This window comes from Streptomyces smaragdinus, from assembly GCF_009604385.1.
GTDB lineage: Bacteria > Actinomycetota > Actinomycetes > Streptomycetales > Streptomycetaceae > Streptomyces > Streptomyces smaragdinus.
This window is the reverse complement of record NZ_WEGJ01000066.1, coordinates 1-21,067: the sequence shown is the minus strand read 5'-3', so window position 1 is coordinate 21,067 and position 21,067 is coordinate 1. Positions and strand designations below refer to the sequence as shown.

14 protein-coding genes are annotated in these 21,067 nt (G+C 73.6%); 8 read left to right on the top strand and 6 right to left on the bottom strand.

Going from position 1 to position 21,067, the window contains the following annotated elements; genetic code table 11:
• Positions 1-220 precede the first annotated feature (220 nt).
• Entirely contained in the window at positions 221-718 is a 498-nt protein-coding gene (locus SRB5_RS34555; RefSeq protein ID WP_153457620.1) for a MarR family winged helix-turn-helix transcriptional regulator, read from the bottom strand.
• 120 nt (positions 719-838) lie between these two features.
• Between SRB5_RS34555 and SRB5_RS34550 the strand changes: the two genes are divergently transcribed.
• Positions 839-2,113, top strand: coding sequence for an MFS transporter (locus SRB5_RS34550; RefSeq protein WP_153457628.1), 1,275 nt, complete (start codon positions 839-841; stop codon positions 2,111-2,113).
• On the opposite strand, the gene SRB5_RS34545 is transcribed toward SRB5_RS34550, so the two are convergent.
• Together SRB5_RS34545 and SRB5_RS34540 are read right to left on the bottom strand one after the other, a co-directional pair.
• Entirely contained in the window at positions 2,110-3,726 is a 1,617-nt protein-coding gene (locus tag SRB5_RS34545; protein ID WP_323378986.1) for an ATP-binding SpoIIE family protein phosphatase, read from the bottom strand. The genes SRB5_RS34550 and SRB5_RS34545 overlap by 4 nt on opposite strands.
• 67 nt (positions 3,727-3,793) lie before the next feature.
• Positions 3,794-5,140 carry an NAD(P)/FAD-dependent oxidoreductase gene (locus tag SRB5_RS34540; protein WP_153457616.1) on the bottom strand — a complete coding sequence of 449 codons (1,347 nt, stop codon included), beginning with the start codon at positions 5,138-5,140 and terminating at the stop codon, positions 3,794-3,796.
• Positions 5,141-5,434: 294 nt separating this feature from the next.
• On the opposite strand from SRB5_RS34540, the gene SRB5_RS34535 reads away from it, so the two are divergent.
• Positions 5,435-6,163 (top strand): TetR/AcrR family transcriptional regulator, encoded by a 729-nt coding sequence (locus SRB5_RS34535; protein WP_153457614.1) that lies wholly within the window; start codon positions 5,435-5,437, stop codon positions 6,161-6,163.
• Positions 6,164-6,329: 166 nt separating this feature from the next.
• The gene (locus SRB5_RS34530; RefSeq protein ID WP_153457612.1) at positions 6,330-8,099 is read left to right on the top strand and encodes a sigma-70 family RNA polymerase sigma factor; all 1,770 of its coding nucleotides are present in this window, start codon (positions 6,330-6,332) and stop codon (positions 8,097-8,099) included.
• Here SRB5_RS34530 and SRB5_RS34525 read toward each other — a convergent pair.
• Both SRB5_RS34525 and SRB5_RS34520 read right to left on the bottom strand, forming a co-directional pair.
• On the bottom strand, positions 8,079-11,246 hold the full coding sequence (locus SRB5_RS34525) for a BTAD domain-containing putative transcriptional regulator (RefSeq protein WP_323378985.1): 3,168 nt from the start codon (positions 11,244-11,246) through the stop codon (positions 8,079-8,081). The genes SRB5_RS34530 and SRB5_RS34525 overlap by 21 nt on opposite strands.
• A gap of 136 nt (positions 11,247-11,382) precedes the next feature.
• Positions 11,383-13,473, bottom strand: coding sequence for an asparagine synthase-related protein (locus SRB5_RS34520; RefSeq protein ID WP_153457610.1), 2,091 nt, complete (start codon positions 13,471-13,473; stop codon positions 11,383-11,385).
• A 649-nt stretch (positions 13,474-14,122) separates the two neighbouring features.
• Between SRB5_RS34520 and SRB5_RS34515 the strand changes: the two genes are divergently transcribed.
• Positions 14,123-15,541 (top strand): MFS transporter, encoded by a 1,419-nt coding sequence (locus SRB5_RS34515; protein WP_153457608.1) that lies wholly within the window; start codon positions 14,123-14,125, stop codon positions 15,539-15,541.
• 120 nt (positions 15,542-15,661) lie between these two features.
• Entirely contained in the window at positions 15,662-16,576 is a 915-nt protein-coding gene (locus tag SRB5_RS34510) for a prohibitin family protein (RefSeq protein WP_153457606.1), read from the top strand.
• 71 nt (positions 16,577-16,647) lie between these two features.
• Here SRB5_RS34510 and SRB5_RS34505 read toward each other — a convergent pair whose 3' ends face one another.
• Positions 16,648-17,238: a DUF1707 SHOCT-like domain-containing protein gene (locus SRB5_RS34505; protein WP_153457604.1), complete on the bottom strand. Its 591-nt coding sequence runs from the start codon at positions 17,236-17,238 to the stop codon at positions 16,648-16,650.
• Positions 17,239-17,363: 125 nt separating this feature from the next.
• Here SRB5_RS34505 and lhgO point away from each other — a divergent pair, with 125 nt between their 5' ends.
• From lhgO to SRB5_RS34490, 3 genes are all read left to right on the top strand, one after another.
• A complete protein-coding gene (gene lhgO, locus SRB5_RS34500) occupies positions 17,364-18,554 on the top strand; it encodes an L-2-hydroxyglutarate oxidase (protein WP_153457603.1) in 1,191 nt (396 codons plus the stop codon).
• A gap of 308 nt (positions 18,555-18,862) precedes the next feature.
• Entirely contained in the window at positions 18,863-19,612 is a 750-nt protein-coding gene (trmB, locus tag SRB5_RS34495; protein ID WP_153457624.1) for a tRNA (guanosine(46)-N7)-methyltransferase TrmB, read from the top strand.
• A gap of 56 nt (positions 19,613-19,668) precedes the next feature.
• Positions 19,669-21,067: PrsW family intramembrane metalloprotease (locus SRB5_RS34490; protein WP_323378984.1), on the top strand; the 1,399-nt coding region annotated here is incomplete at its 3' end.

Genomic DNA, 21,067 nt, shown 5'->3' with positions numbered 1-21,067 from the left:
TTTCGCGTTCCGTCCTCGCGGTGGTCACTACGTTAGCGGATTTCCTTCCAGGCGCCTAATCGGGCCTTCCGACTCGAATTTCGGGCACGCCGAAATTGACCCGGTGAAGGGAACGTACTGAGTAGTGGGTTTGCCGCTTCGCAGCGGCGGAGGTGTCGTCGCAGAACCGTTCCGGCTCTGTGGCAACCCGGAGAACTTTACGGACCCTTGGGGGTCGGTGTCAACTTGCGTCCTCCACCCGGCGCAACAGCAGCGTGAGCATGTCGCCGAGGGAGGTGCGCTGGTCGGCCGACAGGTCGCAGAGGAGGCTCTCCTCGAAGTCGGCGCCCATCCGCATCGCGTCCAGCCACTTCTCCCGGCCCAGGGCCGTGAGACCGACGATCACGCGGACCCGGTTGGTCTCGTCGCGTTCGCGGGTGACCAGGCCGGCCTGGACCATGCGGTCGATGCGGTGGGTCATGGCGGCGGGGGTGAGGCCGAGGTCCTTGGCCAGCTCGCCGGGGCTGAGGTGGTACGGGTCGCCGGAGACCACGAGGGTCTTGAGGACCTGGAACTCCGCGGTGCCGATCTCAAGGTCGGCAAGGTGGCGGTCGTATGCCGTGTTCATCCGGCGGGCGAGCCTGGTCACGGCGGACACCACCCGTTCGACCTCGGGGTCGAGGTCGCTGAACTCTCGCTGGTACACCGCGATCTGTTCTTCGAGGGTCGGCTCGGCCATGCGCCGAGTATGGCACGTCACCCCTAAAGGCGTTCGGGTCTAAGACCTCAGTCATGTAGTCTTTAGCATTGAACTTTAACGTTGAAGACTTCGACTTAGTAGGTGAGTGTGACTACCGCGATGGGCGCTGCGCTGCGCCGGATCCAGATGGGCAACGCGCTGAGCGCGTTCGGCAACGGCTTCACTGTCCCCTACACCTTCTTGTATGTGTCGCAGGTGCGGGACCTGGGGTCGACGACGGCCGGCATCGCGCTGGCCGGGTTCGCCGTGGCCGCGTTGCTGGTGCTGCCCTTCACCGGGCGGGTCATCGATCAGCGCGGGCCGTTGCCCGTCGCCCTGGTGGGGGCGGTCGCCTCGGCCGTCGGTGCGCTGGCACTGGGGTTGTCGGCCTCCGCGGGGGCCGTGCTGGTGTCGACGTTCGTGCTCGGTGGGGGGATCGCCGTCATTCAGCCGGCGCTGGCCACGATGATCGTGTGGTCGTCGACGCCGGGGACGCGGTCGCGGGCGTTCGCCATGCAGTTCTTCCTGGCCAATCTGGGGCTGGGGATCGGCGGGCTGCTCGGGGGGCTGTTGGTGGACGAGGACCGGCCGGGGTCGTTCGCGCTGCTGTTCGGGATCGAGGCGGCGATGTTCCTGGTGCTGGCCGCCGTCGTGGTGAGTGTGCGGCTGCCGAAGGCCGCGGGTGCGGCGGACGCGGCGCCGGCGCAGGCCGGGGGGCGGTGGCGGGCGCTCGTCGGGGACCGGGCCATGGTGCAGCTGTGTGTGCTGGGGTTCGTCCTGTTCTTCGCCTGCTACGGGCAGTTCGAGTCGGGGCTGTCGGCGTTCGCGCTGGAGGTCTCGCACATCACCCCGGCGATGCTGGGTGTGGCGCTGGCGGCGAACACCGCGGTGATCGTGGTGGCGCAGTTCCTGGTGCTGCGGCTGGTGGAGCGGCGGCGGCGGAGCCGGGTGATCGCGGCGGTCGGGCTGGTGTGGACCGTGGCGTGGCTGGCGGCCGGGGCTTCCGGGTGGGTCGCGGGCGGGCAGGCGATGGCCACGGCGGCGATCGTGTCGACGTACGCGCTCTTCGGGCTCGGTGAGGCGATGCTGTCGCCGACGGTGGCGCCGCTCGTCGCGGATCTGGCGCCGGCTTCCCTGATCGGGCAGTACAACGCGACGTTCGCGCTGGTCAAGCAGCTGGCGCTGGCCCTTGGGCCGGCGGTCGGCGGGCTGCTGGCGGGGGCCGGGGCGTACCGGGCGTACATCGTGATGGTCGTTGTCAGCTCGCTGGGGATCAGCGCGGTGGCGCTGTGGCTGGGGCGGCGGCTGACGCCGGAGCAGGACCGGCCCGTACCGCTGCCGAGCAAGGTGGTCGCCACCGGCAATACGGCCGGTGCCGTAGAGGTGGCTGCCTAACCCGGGAGGGTGAACTCGCACCACACCGACTTGCCGCCGCCGGGAGTACGGCGGGCGCCCCAGGTCTCGGCGATGGTGGCGACGATGGAGATGCCGCGGCCGTTCTCGTCGCCGGGGGCCGCCTGGCGGCGGCGGGGGAGGCGGTCGTCGCCGTCGGTGACCTCGATGATCAGGCGGCGGTCGGTGCGGCGCAGGCGCAGGCGCATCGGTGGGGTGCCGTGCTGGAGGGAGTTCGCGACGAGTTCGCTGGCGGCGAGCACCCCTGTGTCGTGCAGCTCCGTCGGGAAGCGCCAGGACGTGAGGACGCCCGACGCGAAGGCGCGGGCGCGGGGGGCGGCCTCGACGCCGCCGAGGAGGTCGAGGGCCGCGCCGCGGAAGAGCTCGGCCTCGGGTCCCTCGTGGGCGGGGTGCTCGAAGACGAGGACGGCCACGTCGTCGTCGTGCTCGGCGGTGACGCCCAGGGTGCGGATCAGGCGGTCGCAGACGACGGCGGGGGCGCCGGACGCGCCGGCGAAGGCGCGTTCCAGGGCGGCGACGCCGACGTCGATGTCCTCGCCGCGGCGTTCGATCAGGCCGTCGGTGTAGAGGACACCCCTCGTGCCGGGGGGCATGTCGATCGTGCCGGAGGTGTACATCCAGCCGCCGGTGCCGAGCGGGGGGCCGGTGGGGGACTCGACGCGGTGGACGGCGCCGTCGGGGGTGCGCAGGAGGAGGGGGACGTGGCCGGCGCAGGCGTGGACGAGGTGGCCCTCGTTCGGGTCGTGGACGGCGTACAGGCAGGTGGCGATCTGGTTGGGGTCGATCTCCGCGGCGATGTCGTCGAGCAGGTGCAGGATCTCGTGCGGCGGCAGGTCGAGGCGGGCGTACGCGCGGACGGCCGTGCGGAGCTGGCCCATGACGGCGGCGGCGCGGACCCCGCGGCCCATGACGTCGCCGATGACCAGGGCGGTGCGGCCGGCGCCGAGGGTGATCACGTCGTACCAGTCGCCACCGACCGCGGCGTCGGTGCCGCCGGGCTGGTAGGTGGCGGCGACGCGCAGGTCGTCGGGCTGTTCGAGGCCCTGGGGCAGCAGGCTGCGCTGGAGGGCGACGGCGGCCTCGCGCTGCAGGCGCTCGCCGTGGCGGATGCGTTCGACGGCGCTGACCTCGTCGGTGACGTCGGCGCCGAAGACGAGGACGCCGGGGGTGCCGCCGACGTCGAGGGGGCTGCAGGTGAAGGTGAAGGAGCGGCCGCCGGGGACGCGGCGGGCCTTGGCCGTGCGGGGTTTGCCGCTGCGCAGGACCTGCTCCATGAGGGGGAGGACGCCGATCTCGGTGAGCTCGGGGAGGGCGTCGGCGGCGGCCGGGTCGCCGTCGGGGTCGGCGGGGCCGAAGACCTCCTCCCACGCGGGGTTGAGATAGCCGACGTGGTGCTCGGGTCCGTGGACGACCGCGATCAGGGCGGGGAGCCGGCCGAGGGTCTCGGCGACCGACAGGCCGGCCGCCGGGGGCTGCGGTTCGCCGGACCCGGTGCGGGCCGCGGGGACCGGGCCGCCGGCCGCCCGGGCGGCCGCGGCGGAGCTGCCGCGGCGCGGGGTGCCGGGAAGCCGGGGGCTCCAGCGGGTGAAGTTCACGGCTCTCAACACCTAAGTCCTGGGTCACGCGGGGCAGGCCCCCGGTCGCTCCACCATGGTCACATGTCTAGCGTTCGTCCCGTTCGGGGCGGCGCACCGATTCGGCGACGAGTTCGAATTCGGCCCGGGGTTTCTCGAGGGAGCCGAGGGAGACGATCTCACGTTTGAAGAGGCCCGCCAGGGTCCACTCGGCGGCCACCCTGGCCTTGCGGTTCACGGTGGGTACGCGGCTGAGGTGGTAGGTGCGGTGCATCAGCCAGGCAGGGTAGCCCTTGAGCTTGCGCCCGTACACATGGGCGACTCCCTTGTGCAGTCCGAGGGAGGCCACCGATCCGGCGTACCTGTGGCGGTAGTCCTTGACGGTGCCGCCGCGGAGGGTGGCCGCGACGTTGGCGGCGAGGGTACGGGCCTGGCGGACGGCGTGCTGGGCGTTCGGGGGGCAGAGCTCGCCGGGGCGGGTGAGGTCGGGGACGGCGGCTGCGTCGCCGGCGGACCAGGCGTCCTCGACGCCGTCTACGCGCAGGGACGGGGTGCAGGTGAGGCGGCCGCGGTCGTCGAGGGGGAGGCCGGTTTCGGCGAGTACGGGGTGGGGGCGGACGCCCGCGGTCCAGACCAGGGTGCGGGCGCTGAACCTCGCTCCGTCGGAGAGGGCGATGACGCGGTCCGTACAGGACTCCAGGCGGGTCTCCAGGCGGACGTCGATTCCGCGGCGGCGGAGTTCGCGGACGGTGTAGACGCCCAGTTGGGGGCCGACCTCGGGGAGGACGCGGTCGCTGGCCTCGACCAGGGTCCACTTCATCTCCTCGGGGCGGATGTTGTGGTAGTAGCGGCAGGCGTAGCGGGCCATGTCCTCGAGCTCGGCGAGGGCCTCGACGCCCGCGTAGCCGCCGCCGACGAAGACGAAGGTGAGGGCGGCCTGGCGGGCGGCGACGTCGCGGGTGGAGGAGGCGATGTCGAGCTGTTCGAGGACGTGGTTGCGCAGGCCGATGGCCTCTTCGACGGACTTGAAGCCGATGCCGTGTTCGGCGAGGCCCGGAACGGGGAGCACACGGGAGACGGAACCGGGGCACAGGACGAGCTGGTCGTACGCGACGGGGGCGGGTCCGGTGCCGGCCTCGCGGGAGGCGAGGGTCTCGACCTGGGCGGTGCGGGCGGCGTGGTCGACGGACATGACGTCGCCGGCGACGACGGTGCAGCGGTTCAGGACGCGGCGCAGGGGGACGACGACGTGGCGGGGGGAGATGAGGCCCGCGGCCGCCTCGGGCAGGAAGGGCTGGTAGGTCATGTACGGGTCGGGGCTGACGACGGTGACGTGCGCTTCCCCGGGCTTGAGGAGGCGCTGCAGGCGCAGGGCCGTGTACATCCCGACGTAGCCTCCGCCCACGACCAGGATGCGTGCCGGTCGGTCCGACATCGTCCCTCCTAGGCTGGTGCGGCGTGCTCGGCATCCCAGTGAGGCACCCCCCTGCGGGTTTGTCCACAGGCGGGGCGGGTTTTTGTGGACCACTGGTCCTCCGGTGGGGTGGCTCGATCCTTTTGCCCGGGTCCCTGAAGTTGGCGGGCTGGGCGAATCCCTCTTCTCTCTTGTCCAGGCCTGAACTATGTTCGTAAGTCGTCGGGATGTGTTCACGGTACGGATGCCGCTGCCGCTCCCGTCGGCAAGGGTGGGGAGTCTCCGGGGGGAGACGACCGATAACCGGGGGAATGTATGCGTGTTCAAGGACGTACCGGCGCTCACGGAAGTACGTTGCTCGCCGACGGCGCGTCGGTCGCCGCGGCCACGGACGGCAACGGCCGTTCCACGCTTCGTGTCGACGCCCAGCGCAATCTGGAGCATGTGCTGCGGGCGGCGCGGGAGGTGTTCGGCGAGTCGGGGTACGGGGCGCCGATGGAGGACGTCGCGCGCCGGGCGCGCGTGGGGGTGGGCACGGTCTACCGCCGCTTCCCGAGCAAGGAGGTCCTCGTCCGCCGGATCGCGGAGGAGGAGACGGCGCGGCTGACGGATCAGGCGCGGGCGGCGCTGGGGCAGGAGGACCAGCCGTGGGCCGCGCTGGAGCGCTTCCTGCGCGGGGCGGTGGCCTCGGGCGCCGGCCGGCTGCTGCCGCCGCAGGTGCTGCAGGTCGGGACGGACGGCGCGGACGGCGCGGCGCGGGTGCCGCAGCAGCGGCAGGACGCCGCGGCGCTGCGGGTGCTGGAGCAGCGCCAGCCGTACGAGGGGACGGGCGCGGACGCGCTGCTCGACGTGGTCGGGCGGCTGGTGGAACGGGCCCGGACGGCCGGGGAGCTGCGTCCCGACGTATCGGTGTCCGATGTGCTGCTGGTGATCGCGACCGCCGCGCCCGCGCTGCCGGACGCGCAGCAGCAGGAGGCCGCGTCCGCGCGGCTGCTCGACATCCTGCTGGCGGGCCTTCGGTCACGACCCGGTGACGGACAGTAGAACGATACGTTTGTCGAAGTTCCCCCACACGGGTGACTTCTGAAACCGCCTGCCGCGAGAACAATCCGGACGAGTGGTTGACGGAAAACCCCCCGCGGTGGGCAGCTTCGCCTGTGGCACGCTCTGCCGGTGATTCGGCAGGCGATTGTCTACGGGGGCCACTGGTATGGCAGTTGAGGATCAGGACGGCGGCGGTGACGGTGACGCCGTCACCGGCGCCGATGACGGCTTCCCCCGGCAGCGGTTACGCGACGACACCGGGGTGACCTCGGGCGAGCCGTCCGACACCGATCTGATGGAGCGGCTGCGCGCCGGTGACGACACGGCGTGCGAGGAGCTGTACCGGCGGCACGCCGAGGCGGTGCGCCGGTACGCGCGCACCTGCTGCCGGGACGCCGACACGGCGGACGATCTGACGGCGGAGGTGTTCGCCCGCACGCTGCAGGCGGTGCGGGGCGGCGCGGGGCCGCGGACGGCCGTACGGGCGTATCTGCTGACCAGTGTGCGGCGGGTGGCGGCGGGGTGGACGCGGACCTCGCGGCGGGAGCAGCTGGTCGAGGACTTCGCCGTGTTCGCCACGCAGGCGGCGCGGCCCTCGGTGGACGACGACACCCTCGATCTGGGCGCGGACGTACGGGCGATGCACGCCGCGGAGCAGTCGATGGCGGTGCAGGCGTTCCGTTCGCTGCCGGAGCGGTGGCAGACGGTGCTGTGGCACACCACCGTCGAGGACGAGTCGCCGCAGGACGTGGCGCCGCTGCTGGGGCTCACCGCCAACGCGACGGCCGTCCTGGCCCACCGGGCGCGCGAGGGGCTGAAGCAGGCGTATCTGCAGGCGCACGTGTCGACGTCCCTGACGCGCGGCGGGGAGTGCGCGCGGTTCGCGGACCGGCTGGGGGCGTACGCCCGCGGGGGGCTGCGGATGCGGGCGGAGCGGGGGCTGCGCAAGCATCTGGAGGACTGCGAGAAGTGTTCCGTCGCGGCGCTCGAGGTGGCGGACGTCAATTCGCGGCTGCGGGCGCTGCTTCCGGTGGCTGTCGTCGGATGGTTCGCCGCCGGTACGGCGATCAAGGCGGCCGGCTTCGCGACGGTGGGCGGTGCGGCCGGTGCCGTGGCCGCCGCCGGCGGGGCTGCCGCCGCCGCGGGGGGTGCCTCGTCCGGTGCCGCCGCCGGAGGTGCCGCGGCGGAGGGGCTGGGGGTGCCCGCCAAGGTCGGCATCGCGGCCGGGGTGGTGGCCGCCGCGGCGGCCACGGCGCTGGCGCTCGGGCTGCTCGGCGACGAACCGCAGCCCCAGGCGAAGGCGGCGCCGAAACCTTCCGCCGCCGCGCCGACGACCCCCGCACCCGAACCCGAACCGTCGTCCCCCGCGCCCGAGGAGCCGTCGCCCAGCCCGACGCCCTCGCTGCAGAAACCGTCACCCACCCCCTCGCCGCTCGCCCCCTCCCCGACGCCGCGCCCCCGCCCGAAACCGCAGCTCCGCCCGACGCCCCCGGCGGTCGGCACGTACCGCGTCGGCTCCATCGACTCGGACGTCTTCGGCGACGGCACCGGCCCCGAGATCGTCGTCCGGGACAGCGCCTGGTGGTGGCAGCGCCAGGGCCTGTCGATCGCCGGCACCTCGTACGCGCACGGCATCACCGTGCACGCCAGGTCGTCGGTGACGATCGCCCTGAACGGGGCGCGGTGCACGGCGTTCGACGCGCTGGCCGGGGTCGACGACATGATGGCGCGCCTCGGCACGGTGCGCTTCGCCGTGTACGGCGACGGCGTACGGCTGTGGCGGTCCGCGTGGGTGCACGGCGGTCAGCGGGCCGTCCCCGTGCATGTGCCGCTCGGCGGGCGGGAACGGACGCTGCGGCTGGTCGTGGAGCCGGAGGGCGAGGGCAATCAGGGTGTGGTGGCGGACTGGGCGATGTCAGCCATCAGCTGCCGCTGACGTCTCCAGCAGCCGCGCCGCCTCCTCGGGCGTGAGCCGGCGGCCGCGCGCGTGCAGTTCCTCGTACGGCCCGTCGCCCAGCGCCCGCCGTGCCGCGCGTTCCACGGCGGCGGCCCGGTCCTCCTCCGGTACGGCGCGGGGCGCGGTGCCCCGCCAGGCCGTCGCGGCGCCCATCAGCGACGGCACCGGGGAGTGTGCGCCCGCCGTGCTCAGCACCTGGGCGCCGGCCTCCGCGACGGACGCCAGGATCGCCTCCGTGCAGTTCGCCCCGACGCCGGCGCGCAGTGACTGCGCGAGGCTCTTCAGCCCCTCGGCCGTGCCGCCCTCCGCCGCGACGATCTGTGCGCCGAGGCAGCCGAGGAGCACCTCGAACAGCGGTGGCACGGCGGTGCGCATGACCTCCGCGCGTGACGTCTCGTACCAGGAGCGGGCGCCCGCCACGTCGCCCCGGAAGAGGGCGATGCCAGCGTGCACGACGGCGTTGTACGTACGGATGTCGTGGTGGCCGCGGTCGGCGGCCTCCCGTTCGGCCTGGTCCATCAGCCGCTCGGCCCGTTCCAGGTCGCCGACGCGGAAGGCGAGTTCGGCCAGCCGGGAGCGCAGCATGGGCACCTCGGTGTGGGCGCCTATCTCGCGGCTGAGGCGGATGGCCTCCTCGTAGGCGGCGCGGGCCTCCTCGTACCTGCCCCGGTAGACGGCCATCTCGCCCTTCGCCGAGACCGCCTGGGCGAGGATCCAGCGGTCGCCCGCCCGCGCGGCGGCCTCCTCGGTCACCGCGAGGTCGCGCAGGGCCGTCTCCATGCCGCCGTGGCTGTCGATGACGACGTGCAGCCGGAAGGTGAGGACGAGTCCGAGTTCCCAGTCGCCGCCGTAGCGGCGGACGTTCTCGGCGGCGGCGTCCAGGAACTCCAGCAGCGGCAGGTCGCCGGTGAGCAGGAAGGCGGAGAACGGCCACATGAGGCCGGGGAAGCGGGCGCCGGGCACGCCGGGACGGGAGTACAGCTCGAGGCCGCGGCGGAGCATCTCCTGGATCTCCGGGGACTGCATGTCGGCGCGGTTCATCGTGTCGACGATCAGGTAGTAGCGCAGGAGCTGCAGGTCCAGGCGCCGCCAGAACGCGGGGTGGTCCTCGTCGTCGGCGGGCGGCCACAGCGCGGCGGCGCGGGCGCACCAGGCGGCGCCCTCGGCGCGGTAGTCGCGCACCGACCAGAACCAGCCGAGGGCGAGGATCAGCGCGAGCGCGTCGTCCTCCGCGCCGGCGTCGAGGGTGTGCTGCAGGGCGGCGCGCAGGTTGTCGAGTTCCGCCTCCACCCGGGGCATCCACTCCAGCTGTCCGGCGGAGCGCAGTTCGGGTTCGGCGGCGGTGACGAACGCGCGGTAGTGGGCGGTGTGGCGGCGGATCGTCGCCTCGCGGTCGGCCGGGTGTTCGGCGGCGCGTTCGGCGGCGTACTCGTGGATGGTCTCCAGCATCCGGTAGCGCGCCTCGGGGCCGGTGGTGTCGGTGCCGAGGAGGGACTTGTCGACGAGGGAGCCGAGCAGGTCGAGGGCGTCGTCGCCGCAGACGCTCTCCGCCGCGTCCAGGGTCCAGCCGCCGGCGAACACCGACAGCCGGCGCAGGAGGGTGCGTTCGCGGTCGTCGAGGAGGTCCCAGGACCAGTCGACGACCGCCCGGAGGGTCTGCTGGCGGGGCAGGACGGTGCGGCTGCCGCCGGTGAGCAGGCGGAAGCGGTCGTCGAGGCGGTCGGCGATCTGGCGGGGGGTGAGCATGCGCAGCCGGGCGGCGGCCAGTTCGATGGCGAGGGGGAGGCCGTCGAGGCGGCGGCAGATTTCGGCGATGGCGCCGTCGGTGTCCTCTGCCGGGTCGAAGTCGGGTCGTACGGTACGGGCCCGCTCGGCGAACAGGCGCAGGGCGTGCGGTGGGGGCAGCGGTTCGACGGGGCGGACGAGTTCGCCGGGGACGCCGAGGGGTTCGCGGCTGGTGGCCAGGACCGTGAGGCGGGGGCAGCGTTCGAGGAGGGTCGCGGTGAGGGCGGCGGCGGCCTCGATGACGTGCTCGCAGTTGTCGAGGACGAGCAGCAGGTCGCGGTGCGCGCAGTGGTCCAGCAGCTGCCGCGTGGGGTCCTCGGAGCGGCGGGCGCCGTCGAAGCCGGAGAGCATCACCGTCTCGCGGCCGCCGAGCGCGCTGAGGACGGCGCCGGGGACGGCGGAGGGGTCGTCCAGGGGGGCGAGTTCGACGAGGCGGACGCCGTCGGGGCGTTCGGTGCGGGCGGCGGCCTCCTCGGCCAGGCGGGTCTTGCCGGAGCCGCCGGGGCCGGTGAGGGTGACCAGGCGGCTGCCGCCGAGGTCGGCGTGGATCGTGCGGAGGTCGTCGGCGCGGCCGACGAAGGAGGTCAGGCGGGCGCGGAGGTTGGTCTTGCGGTCGGCCGGGAGCGGTTCGGGGGCCGTGAGGAGCTCTCCGTGCAGGGCTTTGAGCTCCGGGCCGGGGTCGGTGCCGAGGGTGTCGGCGAGGGTGCGGCGGGCGTCCTCGTACGCGGCGAGGGCGTCCGCCGGGCGGCCTGCGGCGCTCAGGGCGGTCATGAGCTGGGCGTGGAAGCGTTCGTCCAGGGGGTGGTCGGCCACCGCCGCGCGGAGTTCCGGGATCAGGGCTTCGGCGTTGCCGAGGGTGAGTTCCGCCTCGAACAGGCGGTGGGTCGCGGTACGGCGGAGCGCTTGGGCGTGGGCTGCCGCCTGGGCTCTGCCCGGGAGGTCTGTCAGGGCTTCGCCGCGCCAGAGGGCGAGGGCTTCGCGGAGGCGGGCGGCGGTTTTGTGTGGGGGGTCGCCGTCGGGACGGCTCGCCAGGTCCTCAAAGTGGGTCAGGTCTACGTCGTTCCGTCCGGCTTCGAGGCGGTAGCCGTTGGGCGTTGATCCGACAGCTTCCTTGCCGAGAGTCCTTCGCAGGCGGCCGATCAGGGCTTGTACGGCTGCGGGGGCGTCGGAGGGTGGGGTGTCGTCGGCCCATACCTCGTCGGTGAGGGTGTCGATGGATACCGTGGCGCCTGGGTGCAGGGCGAGCACTGTCAGTACGGCTCGCAGGCGGGCGCCGCCCAGGGGCACGGGTGTGCCGTCGCTTGCGCGGGCTTCTGTGGGGCCGAGGATCAGGTAGCGCACGGGGGTTATTCTCGCGTGCGGCGGCCCCCGCGCCTTCGGCGCGGGATGATTCCCACCCGCAGCCGCCCGTTACCGTGCAGAGGGGTCACCCTGGCCGCCGTGGGGTAACCCTCGTCCTGCCTTTAGCCAGTCACCCCTACGGCAGTGACGGCTGTCGCTTCGGTATTCCTCCCGCCACCGCCCGCTGGCGGGGCGCTCCCTCTCCCGTCCAGCACGAGCCGCGGCGCGCGAGGAGCCTGCGCAGCCAGACCTCCACCGACACCAGGTCCGCGAAGCCCGACAGGGGGACCGAGGCGCCGGAGGCCGCCGCGTGCAGGGCCTCGCGGACCACGCGGCCGTCGACCAGGCCCGCGTCCGCCAGCAGCGGGCGGTCGAAGAGCGCGGCGACCTCGTCCACCGACACCCGCAGCCCCGCGCGCGCGGCGGACGCGTGCACGCCCGCCGACGGGGCGCCGAAGCCGGGCGGCAGTTCGCGGATCCCCGCCCCGTCCAGCACGGCCCGCAGGACGGCCACCCGGGCGCCGGGCTGGACGCGCAGGGCGTCGGGGAGTGCCCGGCACGCCCGTACGACCTGGTTGTCCAGGAACGGCACGTGCAGCCGCTGACCCCGCACCTCCACCGCCTGCTCCAGCACCCGGTGGTCCGCCGCCCGCCGGGCCAGCGCGGCGGCGGCGCGCAGTTCGCCGGGGCGGGCGGAGGGCGGGACGCGGTCGGCGGCGGCCGTCAGCCGGACGGACACCTCGGCGAGGGCCTCCCCCGTCAGCCAGCGCGCCGCCGGCCCGGGCCGCGCCCACGCCATCGCGGCGAGGGACGCACGGACGGCGGCACCGGGGGCGACGGGCGTATGGCCGGGGTCGTCGAGCAGCAGGTCACCGGCGTCCTGGATGCCCGTCCGGTACGAGGTGCGGGCGAGCCGGCGCGCCGCCCGGTACACCGTCCACGGCACCATCACCGACCGCGACGAACCGGACGTCCGCGCCAGCGCCGTGACGGGCCGTACGAGATGCCGCCGGCGCCGGTCCAGCAGCAGGTCCGCCAGCCGCGCCGGATGGGCGTCCAGCACCTCGCGGGCGCCCGCCCCCATCAGATGGTCGGCGCTGCCCGCCGCGAGCCGCCGCCGGTGCCGGCCGGCGGAGACCAGCGACGGCCCCGGCTCGTCCGTCAGCGAGAGGCTCTCCAGATCGGCGTACGGCAGCCCCTCCTCGTGCGCGGCGACCACCACATGGTGCAGCCGGGGGCTCTCCGCCAGGCTGCGCGCCCGCTCGAGCTCCGCCGTCCGCGCCGGGGTGGGCTGCGTGGCGAGGTCGTTGAACGTGACGGCCAGCAGCCGCTCCCCCTGCCCCGACCCCAGCCCCAGCGGCGTCCCCGGCATCCCGGGCAGCCCCGCCGCGAGCAGCGCGAGGGTGCCGGACGCGGCGCCGCCGGAGAGGTCGGCGCCGAGGCCGGGCGCCGGGCCCAGATGCGCGCGCCGCTCGTACGGGCCCATTCCCGGCACGGGGCCGGGGTCCCGGGGCTCGGTCGCCGGGGCGTGCCGGGGGGCCGCCAGACGGGCCCGTACGGACTCGATGAGGGCCTCCCGTACGCCCTTCAGCGCCGTCTCCGTGTCGAGTTCGGGCGCGGCGACCGCCAGCGACGCCCGCGGCTCGTACCCGGCGATCTCCCGCGCGCCCTCGCGCAGGATCAGCGCGTGTCCGGGCGGCACCCGGCGGACCCCCGTGTACGGGGTGCGGTCGCCGGCCGCCTCCGGGGACTCGGGGCAGGCGAGCTGGGCGGCGAGCAGCCCGATGTCGAGCTCCGCCTCCGTCAGGTCGGCGAGCGGCAGGGCGGCCGTGGCGTACGCGGTGCCGCCCGCCCACGGCGTGTGGAACACCGGGCGGGCGCCCGCCAGATCGCCGAGGACGGTGGTGCGCCGGTCGACCTGCGCGACGGCGGTGTACGCGCCGGGCCAGGCCGACAGATGCCGCACCGCCCCGCCGCGCGACGACAGCAGCCCGGCGCGCAGCTGTTCGTCACCGGCGCCGCAGTATCCGAACACCGCCAGCCGTATGGCCGGGGCGACCCGTACGACCCGGACCTCGTCCGGCCGCCAGTCGCCGACCGCCCACAGCGGATCGGGGCCGCCCCACACCTGCTGGGCGCCCACGGGCTGCACGTCGTAGTGCCAGCCGCCCTCGTCCGGGAACGCCGAACCGGTGGTGGTGCTGCTCCATCCGACCAGCCACCGCATCGGCGCCTCCACAGCCTGTGGACAGGGGGCAGCGCCCGGGATCGCCGAACACACCGCCGCGAACCGGCGACGGAGGAGACAGCCGCGGAGCAGGGCCGCGGGTCAACGTGTGGGCATGGGTGGGGAACTGCCGCTTCTCCAGCACCATGCTGCCACGACGGGGGCGCGTTTGAGGTGCGGAGGGCCGCTCATGTGGCGTGCCGCGCCGAATTGGAGGACGCCGGAACACCCTCCGCACACAATCGAACAGCGGCAGCATTCAGCCATTCTCCGCGCACGCATCAGCAAACGGTCGCCCTGCGCGGACCGGGAGGCGCCCTACACCCCCCGGTCCCGTCCGCCGTCCGCGGGGATTGAGACGGCGGTGTCCCCCGGCCCGCTCCTACGGCGGGCCGACCCACGCAATCCCATGACAGCGCTGTCAGTTCGGCGCGCCCAGAGCGCACCACGGGCGCACGGCCACACGCGCCCGTCGCACACGTTCGCGCCGTAGACGGCGGATTGCCCGGATCACGCCATCCGGAATCCATCCCCTTAACGGTAGGGACATGGGGAACTACGCTGGGTATACGTATGCCTCTGTCATGACTCGACAGAGGGCGGCTGAAGCGGCGGGGCGGCGTACGCCGTCCCTGGTCGAGGGGTGCCCATGAACGCGAAGGAACCACGCGGGCCTAACGAGAAGCTCGGAGCGCTCCTCGCCCTCGCCGGAATCAGCAACGCGGGGCTGGCGCGCCGGGTCAACGACCTGGGCGCGCAGCGCGGACTGACGCTGCGGTACGACAAGACGTCCGTCGCCCGGTGGGTGACGAAGGGGATGGTGCCGCAGGGCGCCGCCCCCCATCTCATCGCGGCGGCGATCGGCGCCAAGCTGGGCCGCCCCGTGCCGCTGCACGAGATCGGCCTCGCCGACTCCGACCCCGCCCCCGAGGTCGGTCTGGCGTTCCCCCGGGACATCGCGGCGGCGGTCCGTTCGGCGACCGAGCTGTACCGGATGGACCACGCGGGCCGGCGGGCGGGCGGCGGGGGCATCTGGCAGTCCCTCGCGGGATCGTTCGCGGTCAGCGCGTACGCGACGCCCGCCTCGCGGTGGCTGATAACCCCCGCCGACAGCTCGGTGGCCCGCTCCGGCGAGGACGGCGGGACGACGGTGCGGGTGGGGCACAGCGACGTGGCGAAGCTGAAGGACGCCGCGCAGGAGGCGCGCCGCTGGGACTCCAAGTACGGCGGCGGGGACTGGCGCGCATCGATGGTCCCGGAGTGTCTGCGGGTGGACGCGGCGCCGCTGCTGCTGGGCTCGTACAGCGACGAGGTGGGGCGCTCCCTCTTCGGCGCCACGTCGGAACTGACGCGGCTGGCCGGGTGGATGGCGTTCGACACGGGGCAGCAGGAGGCGGCGCAGCGGTACTACATCCAGGCGCTGCGCCTGGCGCGGGCGGCGGCCGACGTGCCGCTGGGCGGGTACGTCCTGGCATCGATGTCGCTGCAGGCCACCTACCGGGGATACGCCGACGAGGGCGTCGATCTGGCGCAGGCGGCGCTGGAGCGCAACCGGGGGCTGGCCACGGCCCGCACGATGAGCTTCTTCCACATGATCGAGGCCCGCGCCCACGCCCGGGCGGGCGAGGACAAGGCGGCCGGCGCGGCGCTCGCGGCGGCGGAGGGCTGGCTGGAACGCTCCCGCGACGGCGACCCCGATCCCTCGTGGCTCGACTTCTACGCCTACGACCGCCTCGCGGCGGACGCGGCGGAGTGCTACCGGGACCTCAAGGCCCCGCGTCAGGTACGGCGGTTCACGGAGCAGGCGCTGTCGAAGCCGACGGAGGCGTTCGTACGGTCGCACGGGCTGCGCCTGGTGGTGTCCGCCGTAGCCGAGCTGGAGTCGGGGAACCTGGACGCCGCGTGCGAGGCGGGCACCCGGGCGGTGGAGGTGGCGGGCCGGATCTCGTCGGCGCGGACGACGGAGTACGTACGGGATCTGCTGCACCGGATGGAGGCGTACGGGAACGAGCCCCAGGTGGTCGAACTGCGGGAGCGGGCTCGTCCGTTGCTGGTGGCGCCGGCGTAGTTCACCGGATGTTCCCCGTCGGTGCGGCCGGTGTTCATGTGGGGCAACCCTGCGGTTGGCCGTGGCGGCGACATACCTGACACACGTGCCGACCGGCACCGGATCAGGTGGGGGGACCCGTTGTTCTACTTCGCTGTATTCCTGTTGATAGCGGCCGTCGTGCTGTTCACGCTCGGCGTGACCGGTGTACGGGGCGGGCTGAGGGGCTGGGCGATCGGCACGCTCGTCGCGGGCGCGCTGTTCGTCGCCGGCAGCTGCGTCCATGTCGTGGGCGCCTCCGAGGTGGGCGTCCCGGTGACCCTCGGGAAGACGGGGGGTTCGCTGCAGTCGGGCGTGCACTTCGTGTCGCCGGTCACCTCCGTCACCACGTACTCCACCCGGCCGGTGGACCTGGACTTCTCCGGCGAGGACGTGGTGGAGGTCCGCTCCTCGGAGGGCGGCGCCATGAACGCCGACCTGACGGTGAAGTGGTCGGTGACGCCGGGCCGGGCGGTGCACCTGTACGAGCTGGCGGGGGACGAGGACTCCATCGAGGAGCGGCTCGTCCAGCCGGACAGCCGGGAGATCGTCCGTAACGTCTTCGCGCGGCACACCGCCGTCGAGGGCTATTCGACGGCCCGTCCGCAGATCGCCGTCGAGATCACCGAGGAGGTCAGGGAGCGGCTCGCGCCGCGCGGGATCACCGTCACGACCGTCAATCTGCGCAACGTGGAGCCGTCGAAGGAGCTGCAGGCGCGGATCGACCGGATGATGGAGCAGGAGCAGGCCACCGTCCTGGCCGAGGAGGCGGCGAAGACGGCGGAGGCCCAGGCGGCGAAGGCGAAGATCGACGCCGAGGCGGCGGCGGAGCGGCGGCAGATCGAGGCGGAGAGCGTGGCGCGGGCGAACAGGCTGCTGAACGGGTCGCTGACGGACAAGGTGCTGTACGCGGAGTGCATAAAGGCGTTCAAGGAGGCGGCCGCCAAGGGGGCGGTGTACGCGGTGCCGTGCGGGTCGGGGAGCCGGACGCCGGTGATCGTGGATGGGGGGCGCTGAGGCGGTATCGGCCGGGGGTCCGGGGGTTGCCCCCGGAGAACGCAGCGTGGACGGGGGGCGCTGAGGCCGGGTTACTTCGCCGGGTTCGTGCGCAGTTTGCGGCGTTCCCAGCGGCCCGGGTGGCGGATCGCGACGCCCGCCATGCCGCCCGCGCCGGTGAGCCGTATCAGCGGGGTGCCGGGGGCGCGGTCCGGTGTGGTGCGGTCCTTCAGGCCGCCCGTGCCGGGATCGAAGCCGGTGGTGTCGACCGCCCAGCCGTCCGGGACGACGACCGTGACACCGGCCATCTCCCCGTACGCCTCGACGGTCACCTCGGGGAGCCTCACCTCGGTCCGCGTGAAGTCGATCCGTACCCCGCCCATCCCGCCGTGCGCCTCGATCCGCTCCGGCACCTCCCAGGCGCCCACCCGGCGGGCGCCGTGCATACCGCCCTTGAGCGTCAGCGGCGGGGCGCTCTGTACGGGGAGGGACACCGGCAGATCGGCGGTCAGCGGCGCGAGGTCGGCGAACGTCCGGGCCTTGAGGGCGAGTTCGACGCGCTCCTCGAGCTCGTCGAGCTCGATGCGTCCCTCGGCGGCGGCGTCCCGCAGCTGGTCGATCACGGCGTCCCGGTCGGCGTTGGAGACGCGGATGCCGGAGCGTTCGGGGGGTGTGGCGGCCATGCGTCGAGGATAGGCGGGACACCGTCCCGGGGGACCGTCACGGTGTCGCGACGGTGGACAGGTTTGGTGCGGGTGTCGGTGGGTCAAGGCATCATCGTGCGTATCCGACTTTCCGGGAGGTGCTGATGGCGTACGACTGCGAGGTGCTGGTCATCGGTGCCGGCATCGTCGGGCTGGCCACGGCGTACGCGCTGACGCGGCAGTCGCCGGGGATGCGGGTGCTGGTCGTGGAGAAGGAGCCGGGGCCGGCGCGGCATCAGACCGGACGCAACAGCGGGGTGATCCACAGCGGGGTGTACTACCGGCCGGGGTCGCTCAAGGCGCGGTACGCGACGCGTGGGGCGACGGAGATGGTGAAGTTCTGCGCGGAGCACGCGCTGCCGCACGCGGTGACGGGGAAGCTGATCGTCGCCACGACGCGGGACGAGCTGCCGCGGCTGCACGCGCTCGCCCAGCGGGGGCGGGAGAACGGGATTCCGGTCCGGGAGCTGGGTCCGGCGCAGATAGCGGAGCACGAGCCGGAGGTGACGGGGCTCGCCGCGATCCATGTCGCGACGACGGGGGTGGCCGACTTCGCGGCGGTCGCGACGCAGCTCGCGGCGGACGTCGACGTGCTGTACGGGTCGGAGGTGCGGAGGATCTCGCGGCGGGACGGGTCGGTCGCCGTGCGGACCGGTGACGGGACGGTGATCCGGGCGCGGGCGCTGGTGAACTGTGCGGGGCTGCACTGCGACCGGGTGGCCCGGCTGGCCGGGGATCGGCCGGGGATGCGGATCGTGCCGTTCCGGGGGGAGTACTTCACGCTGCGGCGGCCGTCGCTGGTCAAGGGGCTGGTCTATCCGGTGCCGGATCCGGCGTTTCCCTTTCTGGGCGTGCATCTGACCCGGGGGGTCGATGACTCCGTGCATGTGGGGCCCAACGCGGTGCCGGCGATGGCGCGGGAGGGGTATCGGTGGCGGACCGTGTCCGTGCGGGATGTGGTGGGGACGGTGGGGTATCCGGGGGCGTGGCGGATAGCGCGGCGGCACTGGCGGTACGGGGCGGCCGAGGTGCGGCATTCGCTGTCGCGGGAGGCTTATGCGGGGGAGGTCCGGCGGTTGCTTCCCGCGGTGCGGGCCTCGGACCTGGAGCCGGCTGCTGCGGGGGTGCGGGCGCAGGCCGTCCTTTCGGACGGGACGCTGGTGGATGACTTCCTGTTCGGTGAGGGGCCCAGGACCGTGCATGTGCTCAATGCCCCTTCTCCGGCTGCTACGGCGTCGTTGCCCATTGGGCGGGAGGTCGCTCGGCGCGTTCTTGAGGTTTTGCGGGAGTCGTAGGGTGCGGTTTGCGTCGGCTGACGCGCATCCGGGCTTCGCCCGGAGGCCTCAAGCGCCGGCCGGGCTTGGTCGGCGCTTCGCGCCTCGGCCTCAAACGCCGGCCAGGCTGAAGTGCGGTTTCGTCGGCTGACGCGCATCCGGGCTTCGCCCGGAGGCCTCAAACGCCGGCCGGGCTGGACACGGGGGCGTTTTCCGCGGTCTGTGCGACCGGGCGACGGGAGGGCCCGCAGGGTCGTGCGTAGAATCGGGACATTGTGTCTGGTGCATCTTCTCCCGAGCCCGCGTCCGGTTCCGAGCGTCCCGTTTCCCTGACCGGGAAGGGCGTCCCCCGTCCTACGCCGAAGGCGACCAAGTATCCCGGTGGGCCCGCCGCTGACCCGGCCGGGTCGCATCATGAGCGGCGGATTCGGTCGTTTCAGCCGCGGCGCAGTCGTGTCACCCCCGCGCAGGAGGACGCGCTGAAGCGGTTGTGGCCGGAGTACGGGCATGACATCGACGGGCGGAGCGTGCTCGACCTCGATGCCCTCTTCGGGGGGCGGCCCGTCGTCCTCGAGATCGGCTTCGGGATGGGAGAGGCCACCGCCGAGATGGCCGCCGCCGAGCCCGGCACCGGGATTCTCGCCGCCGACGTGCACACCCCGGGGCAGGGCAACCTGCTGCGGCTGATCGAGGCCAGGGGGCTGGACAACGTACGCGTCGCCAACGGGGACGCGATCATCCTGCTCCGGGAGATGCTGCCCGAGTCCTCCCTCGCCGGGATCCGGGTGTACTTCCCCGACCCCTGGCCCAAGAAGCGGCACCACAAGCGGCGGATCATCCAGCCGGAGTTCCTGGACCTGGCCGCCTCCCGGATGGCCCCGGGCGCGGTGCTGCACTGCGCCACGGACTGGGAGCCGTACGCGGAGCACATGCTGGAGACGCTCACGGCGGACGAGCGCTTCGCCAACCTGCACGACGGCTTCGCACCGCGACCGGACTTCCGCCCCCGGACGCGTTTCGAGGGGCAGGGCCTCGGCAAGGGACACCGGGTGCGGGACCTGCTGTTCCGCCGGGTCTGAGGCGTCAGCCCGTACGCACCGTCGCGTGTGTCGTACGCGAAAGCTAAGGTCGACGGGTGCAGCACGAAGCCGAGAGTGCAGAGCCGCCGCACGACGGGGGTATACAGTCGCCGCCCGCGGGTGGCGGGGCCGAGCCGGGGTATCCGGAGGTCGCGGCGTATCCGCCGTGGGTGCCGCCGCCCAAGGTCGCCATGTGGCGGCGCCGCGGGCCGCGGCTCGCGGTGGTGTGCGCGCTGTTCGCCGTGTGCGGCGTGATCATGCTGCTGATGGTGCACAAGCAGACCGGCACCCAGGGCCTGATCGTCGGCGCGATCCTGGCGACGCTGCCCAGTCCGCTGCTCGTGCTGGCGTTCCGCTGGATCGACCGGGTCGACCCCCGGCCCTGGGGCAATGTGGCGTTCGCCTTCGCCTGGGGCGCCTGCGCCGCCACCCTGGTCGCGATCATCGCGAACAGCTTCGCGGCGGAGTGGATCGCGTCCGGGATGCCCGTGGGCCGGGCGCGTGAGGCCGATCTGTGGACGGCGTCGCTGGTGGCGCCGGTCGTGGAGGAGTCCGCGAAGGCGGGCGCGCTGCTGCTGCTGTTCCTCTTCCGGCGCCGGCACTTCACGGGGCTGGTGGACGGCATCGTCGTCGCGGGGCTCGCGGCGACGGGCTTCGCGTTCACCGAGAACATCCTCTATCTGGGCTCCGCGTTCGGCGAGGACCAGAACCCGGGCTACGACAGCGGGGTGTCGGTCACCGTCGTCACGTTCGTGATGCGCGGCATCTTCTCCCCGTTCGCCCATCCGCTCTTCACCGCGATGACGGGCATCGGGTTCGCCCTGGCGGCCCGGGCCGCGCGGGGGAAGAAGGCACGGCGGATCCTGCTGCCGATCGCCGGGCTGCTGGCGGCGATGGTGATGCACGGGATGTGGAACGGCTCGCTGGTCTTCGGCGGGGCCGGCTTCCTGGGCGTGTACACGCTGTTCATGATGCCGGTGTTCGGGCTGCTGATCTGGCTCGCGATCTCCGCGCGCGGCGCCGAGCTGGGCGTCCTGCGGGACACGCTGCCCGGGTACGCGACGGCCGGCTGGCTGACGGTCCCCGAGCCGTACGCGCTGGCGTCCTTCCGCGCGCGGAAGCTGGCGCGGGACCTCGTGACCCGTACGCACGGGAAGCCGGCGAGGAAGGCCGTCGCGGAGTACGTCACGGCGGCGACGCGTCTCGCCCGGCTGCGGTCCCGGGCGGACCGCGGGGACCTCGGGCCGGACTTCCCGCTGCGCGAGGGTGAGCTGCTGCACGTCATGGCGCAACACCGGGTGCTGGCGCAGCCGGCGCTGACGCAGGCGCGGACCCGGCAGGGGCCCGCCCGGCTTGGGCGCGGGGGCGCCGCCCGGCCTGGGGGCGGCGGTCTTCTTCGCGGCGGGCGCCGCCGGCTTGCGCGCGGCGGGCTTCTTCGCCGCCGCGGAGCCGTTG